The organism is Selenomonas sp. oral taxon 149 str. 67H29BP (genome assembly GCF_000146365.1).
In the GTDB taxonomy this organism is placed as follows: Bacteria; Bacillota; Negativicutes; order Selenomonadales; family Selenomonadaceae; genus Centipeda; species Centipeda felix.
This window is the reverse complement of the sequence record NZ_GL397087.1, coordinates 1304102-1320719: the sequence shown is the minus strand read 5'-3', so window position 1 is coordinate 1320719 and position 16618 is coordinate 1304102. Positions and strand designations below refer to the sequence as shown.

Annotated in this window: 25 protein-coding genes; 18 read left to right on the top strand and 7 right to left on the bottom strand. The window is 53.9% G+C overall.

What is annotated here, in order from left to right:
* Positions 1–22 precede the first annotated feature (22 nt).
* Positions 23–1174, bottom strand: a complete 1152-nt coding sequence (locus HMPREF9166_RS06310) for a PLP-dependent aspartate aminotransferase family protein (protein WP_039981126.1) — start codon at positions 1172–1174, stop codon at positions 23–25.
* Positions 1175–1427: 253 nt separating this feature from the next.
* Here HMPREF9166_RS06310 and HMPREF9166_RS06305 point away from each other — a divergent pair, with 253 nt between their 5' ends.
* The 5 genes from HMPREF9166_RS06305 to HMPREF9166_RS06285 are packed head-to-tail and all read left to right on the top strand — an operon-like array spanning position 1428 to position 5555.
* Complete coding sequence (locus tag HMPREF9166_RS06305; RefSeq protein WP_039981124.1) at positions 1428–2435, top strand: uroporphyrinogen decarboxylase family protein; 1008 nt, start codon at positions 1428–1430, stop codon at positions 2433–2435.
* A 14-nt stretch (positions 2436–2449) separates the two neighbouring features.
* A complete protein-coding gene (locus HMPREF9166_RS06300) occupies positions 2450–3310 on the top strand; it encodes a transporter substrate-binding domain-containing protein (protein WP_009753157.1) in 861 nt (286 codons plus the stop codon).
* 23 nt (positions 3311–3333) lie between these two features.
* Positions 3334–4098, top strand: coding sequence for an amino acid ABC transporter permease (locus tag HMPREF9166_RS06295; protein WP_006691212.1), 765 nt, complete (start codon positions 3334–3336; stop codon positions 4096–4098).
* Positions 4082–4780, top strand: coding sequence for an amino acid ABC transporter permease (locus HMPREF9166_RS06290; RefSeq protein ID WP_009753156.1), 699 nt, complete (start codon positions 4082–4084; stop codon positions 4778–4780). Before HMPREF9166_RS06295 ends, HMPREF9166_RS06290 begins: the two co-directional genes overlap by 17 nt.
* 10 nt (positions 4781–4790) lie before the next feature.
* On the top strand, positions 4791–5555 hold the full coding sequence (locus tag HMPREF9166_RS06285) for an amino acid ABC transporter ATP-binding protein (RefSeq protein WP_009753155.1): 765 nt from the start codon (positions 4791–4793) through the stop codon (positions 5553–5555).
* Between the two features lie 178 nt (positions 5556–5733).
* Here the strand turns inward: HMPREF9166_RS06285 and HMPREF9166_RS06280 are convergent, their stop codons facing one another.
* The 5 genes from HMPREF9166_RS06280 to HMPREF9166_RS11985 all read right to left on the bottom strand — a co-directional run bounded on the left by HMPREF9166_RS06280 (position 5734) and on the right by HMPREF9166_RS11985 (position 10192).
* The gene (locus HMPREF9166_RS06280; protein ID WP_009753154.1) at positions 5734–6840 is read right to left on the bottom strand and encodes a tyrosine-type recombinase/integrase; all 1107 of its coding nucleotides are present in this window, start codon (positions 6838–6840) and stop codon (positions 5734–5736) included.
* 456 nt (positions 6841–7296) lie between these two features.
* Positions 7297–7980: an NYN domain-containing protein gene (locus HMPREF9166_RS06275; RefSeq protein WP_009753153.1), complete on the bottom strand. Its 684-nt coding sequence runs from the start codon at positions 7978–7980 to the stop codon at positions 7297–7299.
* Positions 7981–8338: 358 nt separating this feature from the next.
* Positions 8339–9283, bottom strand: coding sequence for a hypothetical protein (locus tag HMPREF9166_RS06270; protein ID WP_254655015.1), 945 nt, complete (start codon positions 9281–9283; stop codon positions 8339–8341).
* Positions 9284–9328: 45 nt separating this feature from the next.
* Entirely contained in the window at positions 9329–9772 is a 444-nt protein-coding gene (locus HMPREF9166_RS11990) for an ImmA/IrrE family metallo-endopeptidase (protein WP_009753150.1), read from the bottom strand.
* A gap of 6 nt (positions 9773–9778) precedes the next feature.
* Positions 9779–10192, bottom strand: a complete 414-nt coding sequence (locus HMPREF9166_RS11985) for a helix-turn-helix domain-containing protein (protein ID WP_071586081.1) — start codon at positions 10190–10192, stop codon at positions 9779–9781.
* Between the two features lie 166 nt (positions 10193–10358).
* On the opposite strand from HMPREF9166_RS11985, the gene HMPREF9166_RS11980 reads away from it, so the two are divergent.
* Positions 10359–10580 (top strand): helix-turn-helix domain-containing protein, encoded by a 222-nt coding sequence (locus HMPREF9166_RS11980; RefSeq protein WP_071586080.1) that lies wholly within the window; start codon positions 10359–10361, stop codon positions 10578–10580.
* Positions 10581–10750: 170 nt separating this feature from the next.
* Here HMPREF9166_RS11980 and HMPREF9166_RS06260 read toward each other — a convergent pair whose 3' ends face one another.
* Positions 10751–11152 (bottom strand): hypothetical protein, encoded by a 402-nt coding sequence (locus HMPREF9166_RS06260; protein ID WP_139062651.1) that lies wholly within the window; start codon positions 11150–11152, stop codon positions 10751–10753.
* A 70-nt stretch (positions 11153–11222) separates the two neighbouring features.
* Here HMPREF9166_RS06260 and HMPREF9166_RS06255 point away from each other — a divergent pair, with 70 nt between their 5' ends.
* From HMPREF9166_RS06255 to HMPREF9166_RS06210, 12 genes are all read left to right on the top strand, one after another.
* A complete protein-coding gene (locus HMPREF9166_RS06255; RefSeq protein ID WP_009753146.1) occupies positions 11223–11486 on the top strand; it encodes a hypothetical protein in 264 nt (87 codons plus the stop codon).
* 70 nt (positions 11487–11556) lie between these two features.
* The gene (locus tag HMPREF9166_RS06250) at positions 11557–12033 is read left to right on the top strand and encodes an XRE family transcriptional regulator (RefSeq protein ID WP_009753145.1); all 477 of its coding nucleotides are present in this window, start codon (positions 11557–11559) and stop codon (positions 12031–12033) included.
* A gap of 12 nt (positions 12034–12045) precedes the next feature.
* The gene (locus tag HMPREF9166_RS06245; RefSeq protein ID WP_009753144.1) at positions 12046–12240 is read left to right on the top strand and encodes a hypothetical protein; all 195 of its coding nucleotides are present in this window, start codon (positions 12046–12048) and stop codon (positions 12238–12240) included.
* Between the two features lie 12 nt (positions 12241–12252).
* On the top strand, positions 12253–12558 hold the full coding sequence (locus HMPREF9166_RS06240) for an excisionase (protein WP_009753143.1): 306 nt from the start codon (positions 12253–12255) through the stop codon (positions 12556–12558).
* Between the two features lie 16 nt (positions 12559–12574).
* Positions 12575–12898, top strand: coding sequence for a LysM peptidoglycan-binding domain-containing protein (locus HMPREF9166_RS06235; RefSeq protein ID WP_009753142.1), 324 nt, complete (start codon positions 12575–12577; stop codon positions 12896–12898).
* On the top strand, positions 12895–13071 hold the full coding sequence (locus HMPREF9166_RS12710) for a hypothetical protein (RefSeq protein ID WP_009753141.1): 177 nt from the start codon (positions 12895–12897) through the stop codon (positions 13069–13071). The genes HMPREF9166_RS06235 and HMPREF9166_RS12710 overlap by 4 nt, the downstream gene beginning before the upstream one ends.
* Positions 13068–13352 carry a hypothetical protein gene (locus HMPREF9166_RS06230; protein WP_009753140.1) on the top strand — a complete coding sequence of 95 codons (285 nt, stop codon included), beginning with the start codon at positions 13068–13070 and terminating at the stop codon, positions 13350–13352. Before HMPREF9166_RS12710 ends, HMPREF9166_RS06230 begins: the two co-directional genes overlap by 4 nt.
* 40 nt (positions 13353–13392) lie before the next feature.
* A complete protein-coding gene (locus HMPREF9166_RS12320; protein WP_009753139.1) occupies positions 13393–13560 on the top strand; it encodes a hypothetical protein in 168 nt (55 codons plus the stop codon).
* Between the two features lies 1 nt (position 13561).
* The gene (locus tag HMPREF9166_RS06225) at positions 13562–14497 is read left to right on the top strand and encodes a YqaJ viral recombinase family protein (RefSeq protein WP_009753138.1); all 936 of its coding nucleotides are present in this window, start codon (positions 13562–13564) and stop codon (positions 14495–14497) included.
* Between the two features lie 25 nt (positions 14498–14522).
* On the top strand, positions 14523–15434 hold the full coding sequence (locus tag HMPREF9166_RS06220; protein WP_009753137.1) for a recombinase RecT: 912 nt from the start codon (positions 14523–14525) through the stop codon (positions 15432–15434).
* Between the two features lie 77 nt (positions 15435–15511).
* Complete coding sequence (locus HMPREF9166_RS06215) at positions 15512–16075, top strand: hypothetical protein (RefSeq protein WP_009753136.1); 564 nt, start codon at positions 15512–15514, stop codon at positions 16073–16075.
* A gap of 4 nt (positions 16076–16079) precedes the next feature.
* Positions 16080–16618 (top strand): phage replisome organizer N-terminal domain-containing protein (locus HMPREF9166_RS06210; RefSeq protein ID WP_009753135.1); only part of this gene is annotated, 539 nt, incomplete at its 3' end.

Below are 16618 nucleotides of genomic sequence, written 5' to 3'. Positions count from 1 at the left end.
CCTCCAAAACCAAACCCTGCTGCTACGCCCGTGCTGCCTTCTCCAGTGCCTGCGCCAGATCTTCCTTCAGATCCTCTACGTCCTCCAGCCCGACGGAGAGACGCAGGAGGCGGTCGTCGAGCCCCGTGCGCGCGATGAGCTCGCGGGGCATCTCTGCGTGTGTCTGCACGAGTGGATAGGTCAGGAGACTCTCGACCCCGCCGAGACTCTCGGCGAACGCGATGAGGCGCAGATGGGCGAGGACATTCTGTGCGATGGCGGAGGTCTTGACCTTAAACGAAATCATGCCGCCATAGCCCGTGCTCTGACTCTCGTGCAGGGCGCGCCCGGGGTGGCCTGCGAGCCCCGGGTAGTAGACCTCCATGACCTCGGGGCGGGTGAGCAGCCACTCTGCGATAGCGCGTGCATTTTCCGCATGGCGTTCGACGCGCACACCGAGCGTCTTGAGACTGCGCAGCATGAGCCATGAATCCATGGGAGAGAGATTCGGCCCCTCGGACTTTACGAGCAGCTCAATCCGCTTTGCAAGATCGGAGTCCGCGTCCCGGACTGCGAGCGTGCCGCAGATCACGTCGTTGTGGCCGCAGAGGTACTTGGTCGCGCTCTCGACCACGATGTCTGCGCCGAGCGTGAGCGGCTTCTGCGCGTGCGGTGAGAGGAATGTATTGTCCGCGACGAGGAGTGCGCCGTGCTCGTGAGCGACGGCGGCGAGCGCACGGATGTCCGTGATGAACATCATCGGGTTGGAGGGCGTCTCGATGAAGATCATCTTCGTCGTCTCACGCATCTTTGCCTCGACCAGTGACGTATCGCGCATATCGATGTACTCGAAGTCGATGCCGTAACGGCTGTAGATGTCGTTCGCGAGACGCACCGTTCCGCCGTAGAGATCCTCAGGCAGGAGTACGTGGTCCCCAGGGGCGCAGAGGGCAAAGACGAGATTGATCGCCGCCATGCCCGAGGAGAGTGCCCATGCGCGTTCGCCGCCCTCGAGGAGGGCAATCGCCTTCTCAAAATCGCTGCGCGTCGGATTCGCAACGCGGCTGTAGTCATAGCCCGTGCTCTGGCGGAATGCGGGGTGGCGGAACGTCGCCGAGAGATAGACGGGCGTGGTGAGTGCGCCCGTCGCATCGAACTCGTGACAGCCATGTACCTCTGCAGTGTAATCTTTCATTGTATCTCCTCCCATTGTTCCCTGTATCGTTTGTATTCTGCACAGACAGTATGGACGGCGTGATTACGCCCAGCCCATACTGTCTGTGCACAGCGCAGAACCGCTTTGGTTGTTTCATTATAAACATTGTCAGGATACTTTGTCAATCAAAAAATATATAAAACATACTTGACAAATATGATAATTCCATGTAAGATAGCGACATCGGAAACGAAAAACATATATGCAAATATGGTTATTGGAGGGAAATACAATGGCTCAGTCAAAAAAGGAGCTTGTTCTTAGGGCGATGGACCGCAGGGAGGTCGAGCGTGTCCCGTCGGGATTCTGGTTCCACTTTCTTGCGGATGAGATTCACGCCGATGCCTATGCTGACCCGCGTCTCGAGCAGACGCTTTTGGATGGGGAACTGCGCTATATCGATGGCTTTCAGCCGGACTTCGTAAAGATCATGACGGACGGGTTCTTCTCCTATCCGAATCCCGCCGTGCAGACCGCACGCACGGCAAAGGAACTGGCAAAGGTGCAGCCGCTGCCCGACGACCACCCCTTCTTTACGCGGCAGATCGCCTATGCGAAGGAGATCACGAAGCGGTATGGAAATGAGGTCGCAACATTCTACAATCTTTTCTGTGCGGGCACAACGGTGAAGTTCATGCAGCCCGGGACGCTTGCCGAGGATGAGGCATTCCTCGCACAGCTCGTCCGCGAGGATGCAGCAGCGGTACGCGCGGCGTTCGATGTGATCTCCGCCGATCTTGCGAAGCTGGCACGCCGCATCATCGCCGAGGCGGGCGTGACGGGCATCTACTTCAGCCTGCAGAACCTCATCGGCGAGGGCGCGAGCCGCGCGGTCTACGAGGAGGTATTCGCCCCCGGGGAAAAGGAGATTCTGCGCGCGGCAAACGCCGAGAGCAGCTACAACATCCTCCATATCTGCGGCTATGCGGGACACCGCAACGCGCTGGACTGGTATCGTGACTACGATGCCAAGACGATCAACTGGGCGTCGGTCGTCGAGGGGGTTCCCCTCGAGGAGGGACAGAAGATCTTCCCGCAGCACGCACTGCTCGGCGGCTTCGGCAATCTCGCATCCGATGTGCTCTATCGCGGCACGCAGGCGGAGATCACGGCGGAGACGCACCGCATCCTCGATGCGGCAGGGCGCACAGGAATTCTGCTGGGGGCGGACTGCACCGTGCCGCGCGACATTGACTGGAAGCATTTTGACTGGGTACGCGACGCGGCAGGGCCGCAATAAAAGGAGAGCATGACATGAATCTGAAGAAAATCACGAAGGCGGCACTCGCGGGGCTTCTCGCCGCAGCACTTGCGGCAGGGCTGGCGGGCTGCGGAAAGAGCGGCGCGGACAGCGCGAAGTCGGCAGACGGGAAGAAGATCGTCACCGTTGCCCATACGAATTACTATGTTCCCTACGACTATGTGAACGAGCAGGGCGAATCCGACGGCTTCGAGGTTGCCGTCATGAAGGAAGTGGCGAAGAAGCTGCCGCAGTATGAGTTCAAGTTCGTCCCGACCTCGGACGATGATCTCCTGATCGGCGTTGAGTCCGGGAAATACACCGTCGGCACCAAAGGGATCTGGATCACGGATGCGCGCAGGAAGAAGTATGTGTTCCCGAAGAACAACATCGGTGCGAGCGTGATCGGCCTTGCGATCCGCAAGGATACGGCAGACAAGATCAAAGATCTGGAGACCTTTGCCCAGTTCAGCGGAAAGATTGTCCCGATCGCTCCGCAGGATGCGCGCTATATGGTCATCGACGAGTACAACAAGGAGAATCCCGACAACCAGATCAAGCTGACGTCCTCGGAGGCATTCCAGGTGGCGGATGCGTACAGCTGGGTGCTCGAGGGGCGCTATGACGGCTACCTCGATGTTGAGCTGAGCTACAAGAACAACATCGCGAAGGAAGACGCGCCGTATCATCAGTTCGATGATAAGATGGCATACGTCCGCTACAAGGGTATCCCGACCTATCCGATCTTCAACAAGAAGGAGCAGGCGTTTGCGGACGACTACGACAAGGCGATTGAGGAGCTGCGCGCCGAGGGAAAAATCGCGGAGCTTGAGCAGAAGTACTTCGGTGAGAGCCTTTCCGACTACCTGAAGTAAAATAATGAGGAGGACGGCATTCGATGGAAACACGTGTCTTTGACTTCGGGCAGATCGTTCAGTTTCTGCCCGATCTCCTCTCCTATCTTGACGTCACACTGCTCGTTGCCGGCCTCAGCATCGTCATCGGATCCCTGCTCGGCGGACTGCTGGCATGGGCGAATCTCAGCGGCAGCCGCGTGCTGCGCGTATGTTCTCTCGCCTATGTGTATGTGATGCGCTGTACGCCGCCCATCGTTCTGCTGTTCATCGTCTTCTACGGTGCGCCGAAGCTCGTCTTTGCGCTTTTTGACTATGATATGAATGCGATGCACCGCGCCGTTTTTGCCGTCGTCACCTTTACGCTGCTGTTCGGCGCATACATTTCGGAGGTGTTCCGCGCTGCCTATACGGCGGTTCCGCGCGGGCAGTACGAGGCGGCGGTGAGTGCGGGGCTCTCGCCGTGGCAGGCCTTCTGCCATGTCATGCTCGGACAGGCGGCGCTCATCGCCCTGCCGAACTTCGGCAATTCGACCATCAATCTCCTGAAGGAGGCGTCGCTCGCCTATACCATTGGGCTGATCGACCTCATCGGGCGCGGCAGCCTCATCATCGCGCAGAACTACGGCGCGTACGGCGTTGAGGTCTATCTCAGCGCCATGCTGATCTACTGGGTGCTCGTCCTGCTCATCGAGCAGGGCTTCGCGTGGGCAGAGCATCGTCTCGACCAAGGCACGGGGCTGCGCACTGCGCCTAAGACACTGCGGAATGGACTGAAGGGAGGGAACGCCGTTGGAACTGGATCTTGACTTTATGCAGGAAACCTTCCTGCTCATCTGGCAGGGCGCGGGCGTGACCCTCTCACTCACCGCGCTCTCGCTCGTTCTCGCGGCGCCCCCTGCATTCTGCTTTGCCGTCCTGCGCGTGCGCGGGCATCGTGTGGGCGGGACGATCGCGCGTCTTTATGTCTCCTTTGTGCGCGGCACGCCGCTCGTCCTCCAGATTCTTCTCCTCTACAGCCTTCTGCCGAGCCTGCTGAATCTGCTCGTCAAGGCGGCCGGGAGCAGCTTCAACGTGTTCGAGGCGGTCGATCCGTTCTGGTATGCCGTCTTTATCTTTACACTCAACACCATCGCTCTCCTCACGGAGGCATTCCGCTCGGCACTGCTCGCCATCCCCAAGGGGCAGCTCGAAGCGGGGGCGGTGTGCGGACTGAGCGAGGCAGAGACCTACCTGCACGTGATTCTCCCGCAGGCGCTTGTTGTGGCACTGCCGAGCATCGCGAACATCACGGTCAATCTCATCAAGGGGACGTCACTCGCCTTCCTCATGACGGTCAAGGACATCATGGCGGTCGGCAAGGTCGCCGCCTCCTATGGGTACAACTACATTGAGGCGTATCTCGACGTATTCATCGTCTATCTCATCCTCTGCACGATCGTCCAGCTGCTCTTTGCGGCGGCGGAGCGGCGTGTCGGAGCGTTCCGCTAGGAGGTGCAGCATGTTATTCGGAGTACAGAATGTGCGCAAGAGTTTTGCGCAGACAGAGGTGCTGAAGGATGTGAGCCTCAGCGTGGAAAAGGGAGATGTGGTCGTCATCCTCGGGCCGAGCGGCTCAGGCAAGACGACGTTCCTGCGCTGCCTCAACTTCCTTGAGCGTGCTGACGGCGGGACGATGGACTTCCACGGGACGCAGCTCTCCCTTGTGGATGCTTCCAAGAGCGAGATTGCCGCTGTGCGGAAAAAGACGGGCTTCGTCTTTCAGAACTACAACCTCTTCGCGAATAAGACCGCCCTTGAGAATGTGACCCTTGGGCTCACCGTCGGGCGCGGCATGGCGGCGGCAGAGGCAAAGGAGATCGGCATGGATGCTCTGCGGCGTGTGGGGATGGCGGAGCGCGCCGACTACTATCCTGCACAGCTCTCGGGCGGACAGCAGCAGCGCGTCGGCATCGCCCGCGCCGTTGCCGCAAAGCCCGATGTGATCCTCTTTGACGAACCAACCTCTGCGCTTGATCCAGAGCTCGTCGGCGAGGTGCTCTCCGTGATGAAGCAGCTCGCCGAGGAGGGCACGACGATGATCGTCGTGACGCATGAGATGAAGTTTGCACAGGATGTTGCGACCCACGTCATCTTTATGTCGGACGGCGTGATCGTCGAGGAGGGGAGTGCAAAGTCGATCTTTACCGCGCCGCGCGAGGAGCGCACGCGCCGCTTCCTCCGCCGCATCCTGCCCGAGGAGTATGAGCCGGCAGCACTGATATAGGAAAAAAGCAGTCAGCAAGATGGATGTCTCGTTGACTGCTTTTCAAGTGTGGTGATGAGCCACCGTGGGTTCGAATCCCACCCTCTCTGCCAGTAAAATCAAGGCTTCCGAGCATTTTGCTCAGAAGCCTTTTTCTGTTCTATTTTTATTTTTGACATCATTTTTGACATCATGGCAGTTATCGACCGTATTTCTCTTCACACTTGACTACCTTCTCGGTGACGCCCTCCTGCATCTGCTCCGTGTTGTGCACATATCGGTCCATCGTGAAGGATACGGAGGCATGCCCAAGGCGCACCTGTATCTTCTTCGCGCTGATTTCCTGCTCCGCAAGGAGCGTCGCGTGGGTATGGCGGAACGAGTGAAAGCGCAGATCTGCGGGGAGATTCAGCCGTCGCTTGAGATCGGCGAAGAGATGCGTCACAGCGGTCAATGTGATTGGCTGCGTCTCGTCGCGCAGGGAGCGAAAGATATAGTCGCCCTTCGCGAGTGAAATGCCCTGCTGCAGCAGATGCGTCGCGAGCTTCTTTTTCCATGCGAGGAGATTTTGCACAGCGGCAGGGGATAGCGTGACCGTTCGTGCACTGTACGCCGTTTTGGTTGTGCCCTCGTACTCCTCTGTAGCACGTTTGCGGGCCTTGGATACGCGGATGGTCGCCGCCTTTTCGTCAAAGTCCGACCAGCGCAGCGCGACGATCTCACCACGACGCAGACCTGTGTCCCACGCAAACTTAAAGAGATGCTCGGTCTGTGAGCCCTGGATCGCGTCAAGGAGCGCGTGATAGATCTCCGGCGTGACAATCCCCGCAGCCGTCGCCTTGTGCTTCGGCTTTCGGATGTACTCCATCGGATTGTTCTCGATCAATCGCTCGAACTTTGCCGCCCGAAAGATCGACTGCAGAAGCGTATAGACCGCCTGCCTCGTCCGATCGCCATCAATCTGCGCGAGGATATGCTTCAGCAGAGAGGGCTTTACATCGGCGATCTTCATGGACGGCGGGATCTGTGGCAGAATGTGACGATTGAGAAAGCCTTGGTAGGCGGAGAGTGTCGATGCCTCAAGTTTGTCCACGTCGCGCTTCATGGCGAGGAACTCGTCGGCGAAACGGTGGAACGTCTCGACCAGTAGGAAATCCGAGATGTTCGCGTTCATGATGCGCCGCCGCTCAGCCTCAAGTTCCTGCAGCGTGTAGGCGTAGAAATAACGCCGTACCTTCTCACCCGTGATCGGGTTCTCAAGGATGACACTTGACTGATAGCGTCCATCTTTGCGTTTGCTGGGCATAATAAAACACCTCCGAAGGATCCGTTGTGGAATAATCCCCGAAGGTGTGATATACTTTGCTTGCTATGGCTGGTATATCTCTTCGGGGATGACCTGCTCGCCGCTCGTCGTGTTACCAACACGGTGGGCGGTTTTTTATAACTTAGCAAGATAGGTCATGGGGAATCCCATTTCTTGATTTATATCGTGGAGTATATCCTTGGGGATCTGGGCTTCCATCTGTTTCTCCTAAAAAGACGAATGACCCTAACGCCAAGGCGCTAGGGTCATCGTTGTCCAAGGTAGTGACCGAAGCCACGCCGAGGATCCTCTTTATTTGTATATTACCAGATACCCGTGCCTTTTGCAATAAGTTTAAGTTATTTAATTTTCACATAGCAACAGAGTAGGTATATCTCCTCGGAGACTATCTGCTTCACCGCTCATCGTGCGCCAACACGGTGGGCGGTTTTTATTTTATTCGGTGGATTCTTTTTCAGACCAGTTCGGATTGAAGTGCGGGTCACAGGTTCTCAGTCCGTCGATATGCTCGAATAAATCGGGCTTGATGGGGTTATACAGTGGGTCTAGAATGAAGTCAATGCCCTCCCGTCGTGCGAGTTTTGCAGCGGGGACGAAGTCACTGTCTCCTGAGATCAGGACAATTTGATCTACTTGCTGCTTATAGGCGAGAGATGCTATGTCCAGACCAATCTTCATATCCACGCCTTTTTGACTTACATCCAGCAGGAAATCCTGTTCTTTTAGGTCGGTAACTTGGAGAGCGCTACGGCACAGCTTTCGTGTAATATCTTCCCGTAGAAGGAACTGTGCCTGTTCATCAGCGAGCTTTCCCAATCGTATTGCAAACTTTCGTTTTTTCTTGAGCTGTTCGATGAAGGCATACATCCATGTACGCAGGTCTGACTGCGAAAAGTCAATTTGCCTTTGCAGGAGGGGATGGTATACCTTCTTATCCATCGGGAGACAGTCATAGTAAAAGATACGGTACAGATTGGCGACTTGCTTGCCATGATGGTACAGATGTCGACGACAATACTTGTTGAGCTCGTCTGCCCGTTCCTCGGCTGTTTTCTCTCCAAGGCGGCTTTGCGCTCGTCTGCGATAAAACCCACCGTCAACTAAGATCGCAGTTCTCATAAACCCTCCTGTAAATAAAAATGTCTCTGGATTCGGCAAAGCTCAGATAAAGGAGCTGCTTACTACCAGAGACGCTATTAGCATATTTACCTTGTGCCAATATCATACGTCTTTGGTAGAAAAATGTCAAGTAAGAATTACATACTACAACATACATTGCCCTGCTTTACCCCTTCAGCCCGACAAACTCCTCCGGCACGCCGACAGACGCCGCGATCTGGTAGATCGAGCAGTTGGGGTACTCACGCAGAAGCTCATCGGGGAGAAGCAACTCGACAGCACCTCGAAAACTCCATATTGAGTAAAACCTACTCTCATAGAACTCCTGAGCGTTAATGCCATAGAGAGAACCCAAAGATCAATCGTCGGTATCAGCATCATCGTCGGAACTCATCTCTTGGTCACTTGTTTCCGGTAAAGTTGGCTTATTTATATCTGTCAGTAGATTCTCGATATGTGAGATCATTTCATTCGTCTTGTTGCGTTCTTCTGTGGGGGCGGCGAGTGATGGATATATTCTGACGCCTGTGTTAAATAGTTTTATTATATTTTCCAGATTACGCGACAACTTTCTTTCTGACTCGGCATCAAGACCAAGTTCCTGATCGTCGTTAATAAGATGTACTGTATTTTCGCTCAAGGCGCGAACTACTTTTTTGATGTCTGATAGCATCTCATTTTCAAACTTGATCTTCTCAAGCTCTGCTTTCATATGCTGAATCTTTAAGTAGGAATTATAAATATTGTATATTCCGTCAACGATTATATTGACTATTTTCATAGCCGATACAGGGACGAGTAGGTACAGCCATGAAGAGCCTGCCTCTACACCATAAAACTTGACAGAGCCACATTCTTTAAGTTTCGGGGACGAAAAAAGCACATCAAAAAATGCCGAAAAATCTTTTGCAAGTAGTCCTATTTCGGACAGGCTGATTTCAACAGGTAATTTTATAGAAATAGTGTTTTCTACCTCCTGCGGGAGAATAGATTCAGCTAATTCTAAAATAGCATCACACTTTATTGAAATCTTTTCCAGGCGTGAATAAAACCCTCTAAAGTCGTCCTCCTTAACAACCACCATGTCTGAGGTATATATAGCAGCTAGTTTAGGGAAGTCGTTATATAGACTGATTATATGAGGCTCTAAACTCGGAATTTTTTTCAAATTATTTAGGTACGTTAATACTGTGTGCATGTTATTGACTTCGAGCATGGTAGAATCTGAACGATATTTATCTGTCCGTATAGATAGAATTTGTCGATTTTCTGTAATGATTTTTCTTACTTCGCTCAGTCGCATAATAGATCTTCCTCTCTATCAAAATACATTTCTGATCAGTATTCCCTACCAAACCTGTGTATCAATAAACCTTCCCAATAATAGATGCACCTCGCGGGGATCAGGGCGGCGTTGGTTGATGATGTGCGTCACCTGGTCACTGTCAATGTCAGTGGAATAGGCGAGCAAATGCGCGGCATATTCGTTCGCCTCTGCCTCAAGACGGCTGCGAACGTAATAGGCGCGGTCGGCGTGAAGATAATAGCCGTATCCTGCGTGCAGACGTGCGTGTCCGAGTTCGTGACATACTGTCACTTTCTCCGCTGCGTAGCAGAGTTCGTCATTCAATACAATATATTTTCGTCGCAGTACGTTTACCAGAAATCCTCGTATATCGTCGGGGAGGGGGAGACGTACTATTTTGATACCGAGATCGCCCGCAAGTTGGAACGGGTTGCCGGTGTGGTATTTGTTGACAAGATTTTTGACGCGGACTTTGATGTTAAACATGGCACATCAATCCTTCTTCCGCTTATTTTGCCTTTTCGCATCCCAAAAGACGAACTCAAGAGCATTACGCAGCTTTTGTTGATCCTCTTCACTGAGGTTGTATGTATCGCCATCAAACATGACTTCTGTTTTGTTGAGGAATTTCGCGAGGTCGTTCAAGTCTCGTTTGGAGTGGGGGGAGGTGGAAGATGATGCTTTCGGTGAGGATTCAAAAAGAGAAGCGTCTTTATCAACCAATTTGTCTATTGAAACACCAAAAGTATTGGATAAATTCAATATATCGTCTTGGTTAATAGAGGTAGTATACCCACGCTCCCAGTTTGATATTACTTGTGAAGATTTGTTGATTCGTATGCCGAGTTCTTTTTGTGTAAGACCGCGTTCTTTTCGGTAAAATTTTATCTTCTCGCTGATGTCCACGGCTACGCACCTCCGTTCGATAACGGTTTCATTATAGCACAAATAACGATATTTGTTATAAAAGTAACGAAATATGAGATTGTTCTATGTAAATTACTTGACATCAACGAATTACGTTAGTATAATACATATAACGAAATCCGTTATAAAAGAGGGAGGTGATATTGTGACGGTGAATCAAAATATCGAACGTGTTCGGCGTGCAAAAGGTGTGACAAAAACACACTTGGCAAAGGTGTTGGGGATGAGTTTGCAAGGATATCGCTATCTGGAAAATGGAAGTGTTCGTCTCGATGTTGAGCGCATGAAGGTGATTGGCGATGCGCTGGGCGTTGACAGTTCTATTTTTTTAGACGATAAACTAACGGATTCTGTTATATGTGGATAGAGAACCCTCCCCAACGAGTACCGCGAGGAGGAAGACGTGAGCGGGACAGAGAGGAGGTGAGACTATGAAACGTTTGATTGAATGGCTTGATTCGCTCGTCTATGACCATCAGGGGGTCATGCTCATTCTAGATATCATGTTCATTGCGGTCGCTGTTGTGTGCACACTCATCAACGCAAGAGTGCTATTACACTAGCGATTGCGGCGATGATACCCGCGACAGCGGCGGTTATTGCGAGGCGACGGTCTTTCATTCGTTCAAGACAATCGTCGCGAATGTTTAGACCGCTAACGGACAGGCGGAATTGATCGGAGTCTTTGAACTCGTAGCCCCTTACATAGTCGTTGGGGCGTGTTTCCCAGAACAACATGACCGTTTCATAGCGATACTTATTCAGCGTTCTTGTATCCATATCCATGGGAAAAGTACGCACAAAGTCATCGCCAATCAAGTCATAAAAGAACGAGCTGTCATGGTTGGGAAAAACCTTTCTGATTTGTGCGAAAGATATTTTCCCGTCTTTATCAGCAGCCATTACCAGTTTTTCACAAGTTTTTCGCGGATACCCCATGTAAATCACGCCCTTTCTGCGCTCATTGTACCACGGCAGGGAGGGAGCAACAACGGAGGAGATGAGTTAATTGCTAAAAGAAGATTACGGCGAACTGGGAAACCAGTTAGTTCATGCAAAGACCAAAGAGGAGTTTGTTGCGATCGGAATGCAGCTGGTTCAAACGCCGACATTCAAGAAAAGACAGGAAGATGTTCTCTCTAAGGAGTGGGAGCGTCGTCAAAACGAAGGGGGCACGAAGCACCGTCGAAAGAAACACCTTATGCTTCTGTTCTGGTTGATTGGCGCTGTTCTGATTGTTTCGTTTATTTGTCTGAATCTGATGCAAATGTGAGGAACGCGCAGCGAGGAACGAGTAAGAAATCCTTACAAGTTCATTGTAATGGATGGGAGGGAGATAGAACATGACCAAGATTGCACCGTCAACAGCGGTCAATCGGTACTATTTAGCCCGCATGGCGGCGGCAGAGTGCAACGATCGCATGAGCAGCCGCGAGGGCGCGAGTGAGGAGACGGGCATCGACCGAAAGAGAATGCAGCGCATCGAAATCGGTACGCTGAATCCGTATCCCGAAGAAGTTCTGCTTATGGCAGAAGCATACCACGCGCCGGAGCTTCTGAATTACCACTGCTCGCAGTGCTGCCCGATCGGACAACGAACCGTCCCCCGGGCAGAGCTGAACGAACTGGATCGCATCACGGTGAAGTTTCTCAGTGCCCTTGAGCAGATCAGGGATTCCGACAAGGAGCTTCTGCAGATTGCGCGGGATGGGATGCTCACGGCAGACGAAGTACCGCAGATGGAGCACCTGTTGAGTGGCATCCAGCGGATCGCCACAGTAGCACTTGAGATTCAGATTTATCTCGACAAACGCAGGTAAGGAGGAGAAACAATGATGGACGAAATCAGCACCAAGGAGAAGGAAGCCCTTCTCGAGATTGCCCGGAAAACGCTTGTCGGAATGGAGACGAGGGAGGACTTCGAGCCGCAGAATAGCGACAGCCTCGATTTCATCGAGACCTCCGTCTGGGGGATCGAGAAGGCGCTCACGGCAGCCTACCTACTGGGGAAGGCAAGCGCAAAGTGAGGAGGTGACCAAATGGAAAAACTGATTCCAATTTGGGAAAAAGCGGCCCTTACTGTCGAGGAGGCTGCCGCATACACCGGTGTTCGCATCGAGTTAATCCGTGCGCTGGCTCACGCCGCAAAGCACGGAAGGAACGACTTTCCTGCTTTCTGGGTGGGGACATCCATAAAGATCGCACGGGGACCGCTTCTGCAATGGATCGCGGATACGGCGGTCTCTCACAAAGATCTGCAGCACGCCGTGAAGATTGTAGAGAATGCGGATCAGCTTGAGATGACACGGCGGCGCGGACGTCCGCGCAAACGGATCATTGCCTGAAAGGAGGTGGCAGAAAATGCGTGAGTTTTGGCAGCCAATTCTGATCGGCGGGGCATTCGTCGCAGCAGCATCGCTCCTCTCTGGGGCGTGTAACCCATGGGACGACGGCAAGAACGCCGTGCTCGTTGAGGAGACCTACACGGTGCGCCCGGGCGATACGCTTTGGGATATCGCAGAGACGTATGTCCGCAAAAATACCGGCACGCGCCGGTACATCCTCGAATACAAGTCGGGGATGGAGGAGCTGAATCCGTGGCTCCTCGATAGGGCCGGGATGATTTATCCCGGCGATAAGTTGACCTTGACCTACTGGATCAAGAGTGAGGAGGCAGCAAAATGACGCAGTGGAAAGTCTGCCGCGAGATTGTCGGCGGGATTCTTCCGATGTGGCGGGCGTGCCGGACAGTAGACGGCATCGCGGAGCTTGACGTGCTGATATACGGCACGCAGAGCGAGGCGATCGCCCGGATGCACGAACTAAACGCAGCACTTAATGAGGAGGTGGAGAAATGACAACGGAACAAGCGGAAGAGCTCGCAGGCAGACTTGCAGAAAGCGATTTGTTCATTTGCGTGACAATGAAGCGAGGCCGCTCGCAGGAAGCTCTTTACGGAGAGACGTATAAGTTGATCGGCGTGGCATTTAATACGCTCTTATCGGCGATTGACGAACTCGAAACGACCGAAGAGCAGATCGCGCAGATTAGAACGTGCATTATGTTTTTGAACGATGCACGGATCGCAAAAGAAAAAGCGCCCGAGGCGGCGGTAACCGCTCTTGGCGCAAAGAAATAAGTTTTCACCGTGAGTATATCACGGATGAGGAGGAAAGACAATGCCAAAGCCCTACAAAGTAATTTTCACGCTCAACGGAATGATCGGCGTCACTGCAGCGAGCGAAGACGAAGCCGTTCTCCTGGTTGAGAATATGGAGCGCGAAGAGATCGTTGCGTATGCCGAGGAGCACGGATTCTCTGCGTTCGCCATGGAGGAGGAAGAGTAACGTGGCAAAACTTATCATGACGGTCGCCGAGATGGCGGACGAAAAGAAGTGGCTGGATGCCCGCCGCGAAGGCATCGGCGGCAGCGATGCCTCCATCATCGTCGGGCTGAACCGTTGGAAGTCGCCCTTCCAGCTCTGGCTCGAGAAGACAGGGAAGGCAGAACCGGAAGACCTCAGCGACAACGAGTACGTTTACTGGGGCAAGGTGCTTGAGGAGGCAGTCGCCAACCGCTTCTGCGAGCTGACCGGGAAGAAGGTGCAGCGGCGTGGACTGCTCCAGATGGACGACTACCCATACATCCGCGCCAGCGTTGACCGCATGGTCGTTGGCGAGAACGCAGGACTTGAGTGCAAGACCTGCAACGGATTCGCGGCAAAGGAGTGGGAGGACGACGAAGTGCCCGCCGCCTACTATGTGCAATGCCAGCATTACATGATGGTCACGGGTTGCGAGCGGTGGTACATCGCGGTGCTCATCGGCGGAAACCATTTCGTCTGGAAAGAGATCCCGCGTAATGACAATGAGATTGACCTCCTACTTCAGGCGGAGATCGACTTCTGGCACAAGGTAGAATCGGGCATCATGCCAGAGGTAGACGGCAGCGAGAGCTGCAAGGATGCCCTCACGGCAGAGTTCCGAGGCGGCAACGCAGAGCCGCTGACGCTTCCCGATGCGGCGATAGTGATCATCGAACGCATCCGAGCCCTGGATGACGCGAAGAAGAACACAGAGGAAGACCTCGAGCACCATAAAAACCAGCTCCGCCGGCTGATGGGCGACTACGAACTCGGCTACGCAGGTGACTACAAAGTCACCTGGAAGACGCAGGCAGGGCGCACGACCGTCGACAACAAGGCACTCAAGGCAAAAGAGCCTGCCATCTACGCCAAGTACGTGAAGCAGGGCAAGCCGACCCGCGTCCTGCGGATCAGCTGACACATAGAGAAGGGAGATAATCATCATGGCAAGTGTAAAAGGCGGCGCGATCCAGAAAGCGCAGGAACAGAGAGTGGCAGCCCAGCAGGGCGCACGCTCCATCAAAGACCTCATTGTGTCGATGGAAGGGCAGATTGCAAAAGCACTGCCCTCCGTCCTCACCCCGGAGCGATTCACGCGCATGGTGCTCACGGCACTCAGCACGAACCCGAAGCTCCGCGAGTGCACGCCGAATAGCTTTCTCGGTGCGATGATGCAGGCGGCGCAGCTCGGTGTCGAGCCGAACACGCCGCTCGGACAGGCATACCTCATCCCGTACAAAAACAAAGGGATCCTCGAGTGCCAGTTTCAGCTTGGCTACAAGGGGCTCCTCGACCTTGCGTATCGCAGCGGGGAGGTCACTATCATCCAGGCACACGAGGTGTATGAAAACGACGTCTTTGAGTACGAGCTCGGGCTCGAGCCAAAGCTCCGACACGTACCAACGACGGGCGAGAAGGGGGCGGTCACGCACTACTACGCCATGTTCAAGACCAAGAGCGGTGGCTATGGATTCCACGTCATGAGCCGCGCAGAGGTGGATTCCTTCGCCAGGAAATACAGCCAGGCATATAAGAAGGGCTACAGTACGCCATGGACAACGAATTTTGATGAGATGGCGAAGAAGACCGTCCTCAAAGCGTGTCTTAAGTACGCGCCGATCAAGACAGAGTTCACGCGCGCGCTGAGCACCGATGAGACGATCAAGACAGAGATTGCAGCAGACATGACGGCTACTGCAGATGAGACGGACTACATCGAAGCAGAGGCGGTCGAGGTAAGCGATGATAATCAGCCGGCAGAGGACGCCACGCCGCAGCCGAACAAGTTCATGACTTCCGCGCAGGACGATGTGCCGCCCAATGTGGATCCCGAGACAGGAGAGATTACAGGCTGACATGAGGCTGGTAGGGAGGCACATACACGCCTCCCTTTACCGGCGTAAATAGATACAGAACATAAAGGAGGACAATCATGGATATCACCATCAAGAAGATCAAGGCGGCAAAAGGAAAGCTGGTCTTTGAGTACGACAAGAAGGAGGACGAGGAGAGCCTCATCAGCACGCACACCTCGAAGTTCGAGGAAGAGCCAGAGCCTTCGTTCTGGTCGGCATTCGGGTATCTTCGCGCCGATGTGTGCCGGATTCTCGAGGTAGACCCAGGGCAGTACGCCAGGCGCATCGTTCCGACGGGCGTCAGCTATTCCACGGGCACTGACGGCTACGAGGGCGCGATCATTACCTGCGAGTACCACATGCCCAAGTCCGGAACGACGACCACGATCAACACGCCGCTCCTCCGATTCCCACAGGCAGATGAGCAGGTGGGGCTGCCGAGCTACTTTAGCGAGGAGACCGAGGAACACCTGCGTGACCTCATTCATGAGGCGGTACGTTATCTCGAGGGGCATCGCGGGCAGGGCGGACTGTTTGACGATGAGGGGCAGAATCCGCGCAACGTAACGCCCGAGGATTCTCCCGTGCGCCTTGCAGCGGTGGGGCAGAGCGGATCAGACATGAAGCAGATCGCGGGGTAAGGAAATGGCTGACAAGCGGTACTACTGGATCAAGATCAAGTCCGACTTCTTCGATCTCCCGACCATCGACTGGCTGCAAGACCAGAAGAACGGCTGTGAGTACATCGTCCTTTACCAGAAGCTCTGCCTTCTCTCTGCGAATAGCGGCGGGGAGCTGGTACGCAAGGTCGGCGATATGATCATCCCGTACGACGTCAAGAAGATCGCCGAGGTCACGCGCTTCAAGTTCGATACGGTAGTCGTTGCGATGGGACTTTATAAGAAGATCGGACTGATCGTCGAACGCGAGGATGGCGTGTTCGTTGTCGCAGGAATCGGTGAGATGGTCGGCAGCGAAACAAAGTGGGCAGAGAAAAAGAGACTGCAACGGGACAAAGGAGGAGACAATGTCCTTCGATTGTCTCAAAAATTCGAGGACAAAAAAGGACACTGCGAGGACAATGTCCCCCGTCGTGTCCCTCCTGATGTCCCCAAAAGTGCGGGGACAAATGTGGGGACACACGAGAGGACAGACGAGGGGACGCACCAAGGGACAAGTGCGCC

Bases quoted from the DNA above. Each gene is read 5' to 3' on its own strand.
- HMPREF9166_RS06300 (WP_009753157.1), top strand. From the start codon at position 2,450: ATGAATCTGAAGAAAATCACGAAGGCGGCACTCGCGGGGCTTCTCGCC.
- HMPREF9166_RS06240 (WP_009753143.1), top strand. From the start codon at position 12,253: ATGGAAAAACTGATTCCAATTTGGGAAAAAGCGGCCCTTACTGTCGAG.
- HMPREF9166_RS06245 (WP_009753144.1), top strand. From the start codon at position 12,046: ATGATGGACGAAATCAGCACCAAGGAGAAGGAAGCCCTTCTCGAGATT.
- HMPREF9166_RS06275 (WP_009753153.1), bottom strand. From the start codon at position 7,980: ATGAGAACTGCGATCTTAGTTGACGGTGGGTTTTATCGCAGACGAGCG.
- HMPREF9166_RS06285 (WP_009753155.1), top strand. From the start codon at position 4,791: ATGTTATTCGGAGTACAGAATGTGCGCAAGAGTTTTGCGCAGACAGAG.
- HMPREF9166_RS12710 (WP_009753141.1), top strand. From the start codon at position 12,895: ATGACGCAGTGGAAAGTCTGCCGCGAGATTGTCGGCGGGATTCTTCCG.
- HMPREF9166_RS06280 (WP_009753154.1), bottom strand. From the start codon at position 6,840: ATGCCCAGCAAACGCAAAGATGGACGCTATCAGTCAAGTGTCATCCTT.
- HMPREF9166_RS06220 (WP_009753137.1), top strand. From the start codon at position 14,523: ATGGCAAGTGTAAAAGGCGGCGCGATCCAGAAAGCGCAGGAACAGAGA.
- HMPREF9166_RS11990 (WP_009753150.1), bottom strand. From the start codon at position 9,772: ATGTTTAACATCAAAGTCCGCGTCAAAAATCTTGTCAACAAATACCAC.
- HMPREF9166_RS06270 (WP_254655015.1), bottom strand. From the start codon at position 9,283: ATGCGACTGAGCGAAGTAAGAAAAATCATTACAGAAAATCGACAAATT.
- HMPREF9166_RS06310 (WP_039981126.1), bottom strand. From the start codon at position 1,174: ATGAAAGATTACACTGCAGAGGTACATGGCTGTCACGAGTTCGATGCG.
- HMPREF9166_RS06260 (WP_139062651.1), bottom strand. From the start codon at position 11,152: ATGGGGTATCCGCGAAAAACTTGTGAAAAACTGGTAATGGCTGCTGAT.
- HMPREF9166_RS06305 (WP_039981124.1), top strand. From the start codon at position 1,428: ATGGCTCAGTCAAAAAAGGAGCTTGTTCTTAGGGCGATGGACCGCAGG.
- HMPREF9166_RS06295 (WP_006691212.1), top strand. From the start codon at position 3,334: ATGGAAACACGTGTCTTTGACTTCGGGCAGATCGTTCAGTTTCTGCCC.
- HMPREF9166_RS12320 (WP_009753139.1), top strand. From the start codon at position 13,393: ATGCCAAAGCCCTACAAAGTAATTTTCACGCTCAACGGAATGATCGGC.
- HMPREF9166_RS06215 (WP_009753136.1), top strand. From the start codon at position 15,512: ATGGATATCACCATCAAGAAGATCAAGGCGGCAAAAGGAAAGCTGGTC.
- HMPREF9166_RS06250 (WP_009753145.1), top strand. From the start codon at position 11,557: ATGACCAAGATTGCACCGTCAACAGCGGTCAATCGGTACTATTTAGCC.
- HMPREF9166_RS06235 (WP_009753142.1), top strand. From the start codon at position 12,575: ATGCGTGAGTTTTGGCAGCCAATTCTGATCGGCGGGGCATTCGTCGCA.
- HMPREF9166_RS06230 (WP_009753140.1), top strand. From the start codon at position 13,068: ATGACAACGGAACAAGCGGAAGAGCTCGCAGGCAGACTTGCAGAAAGC.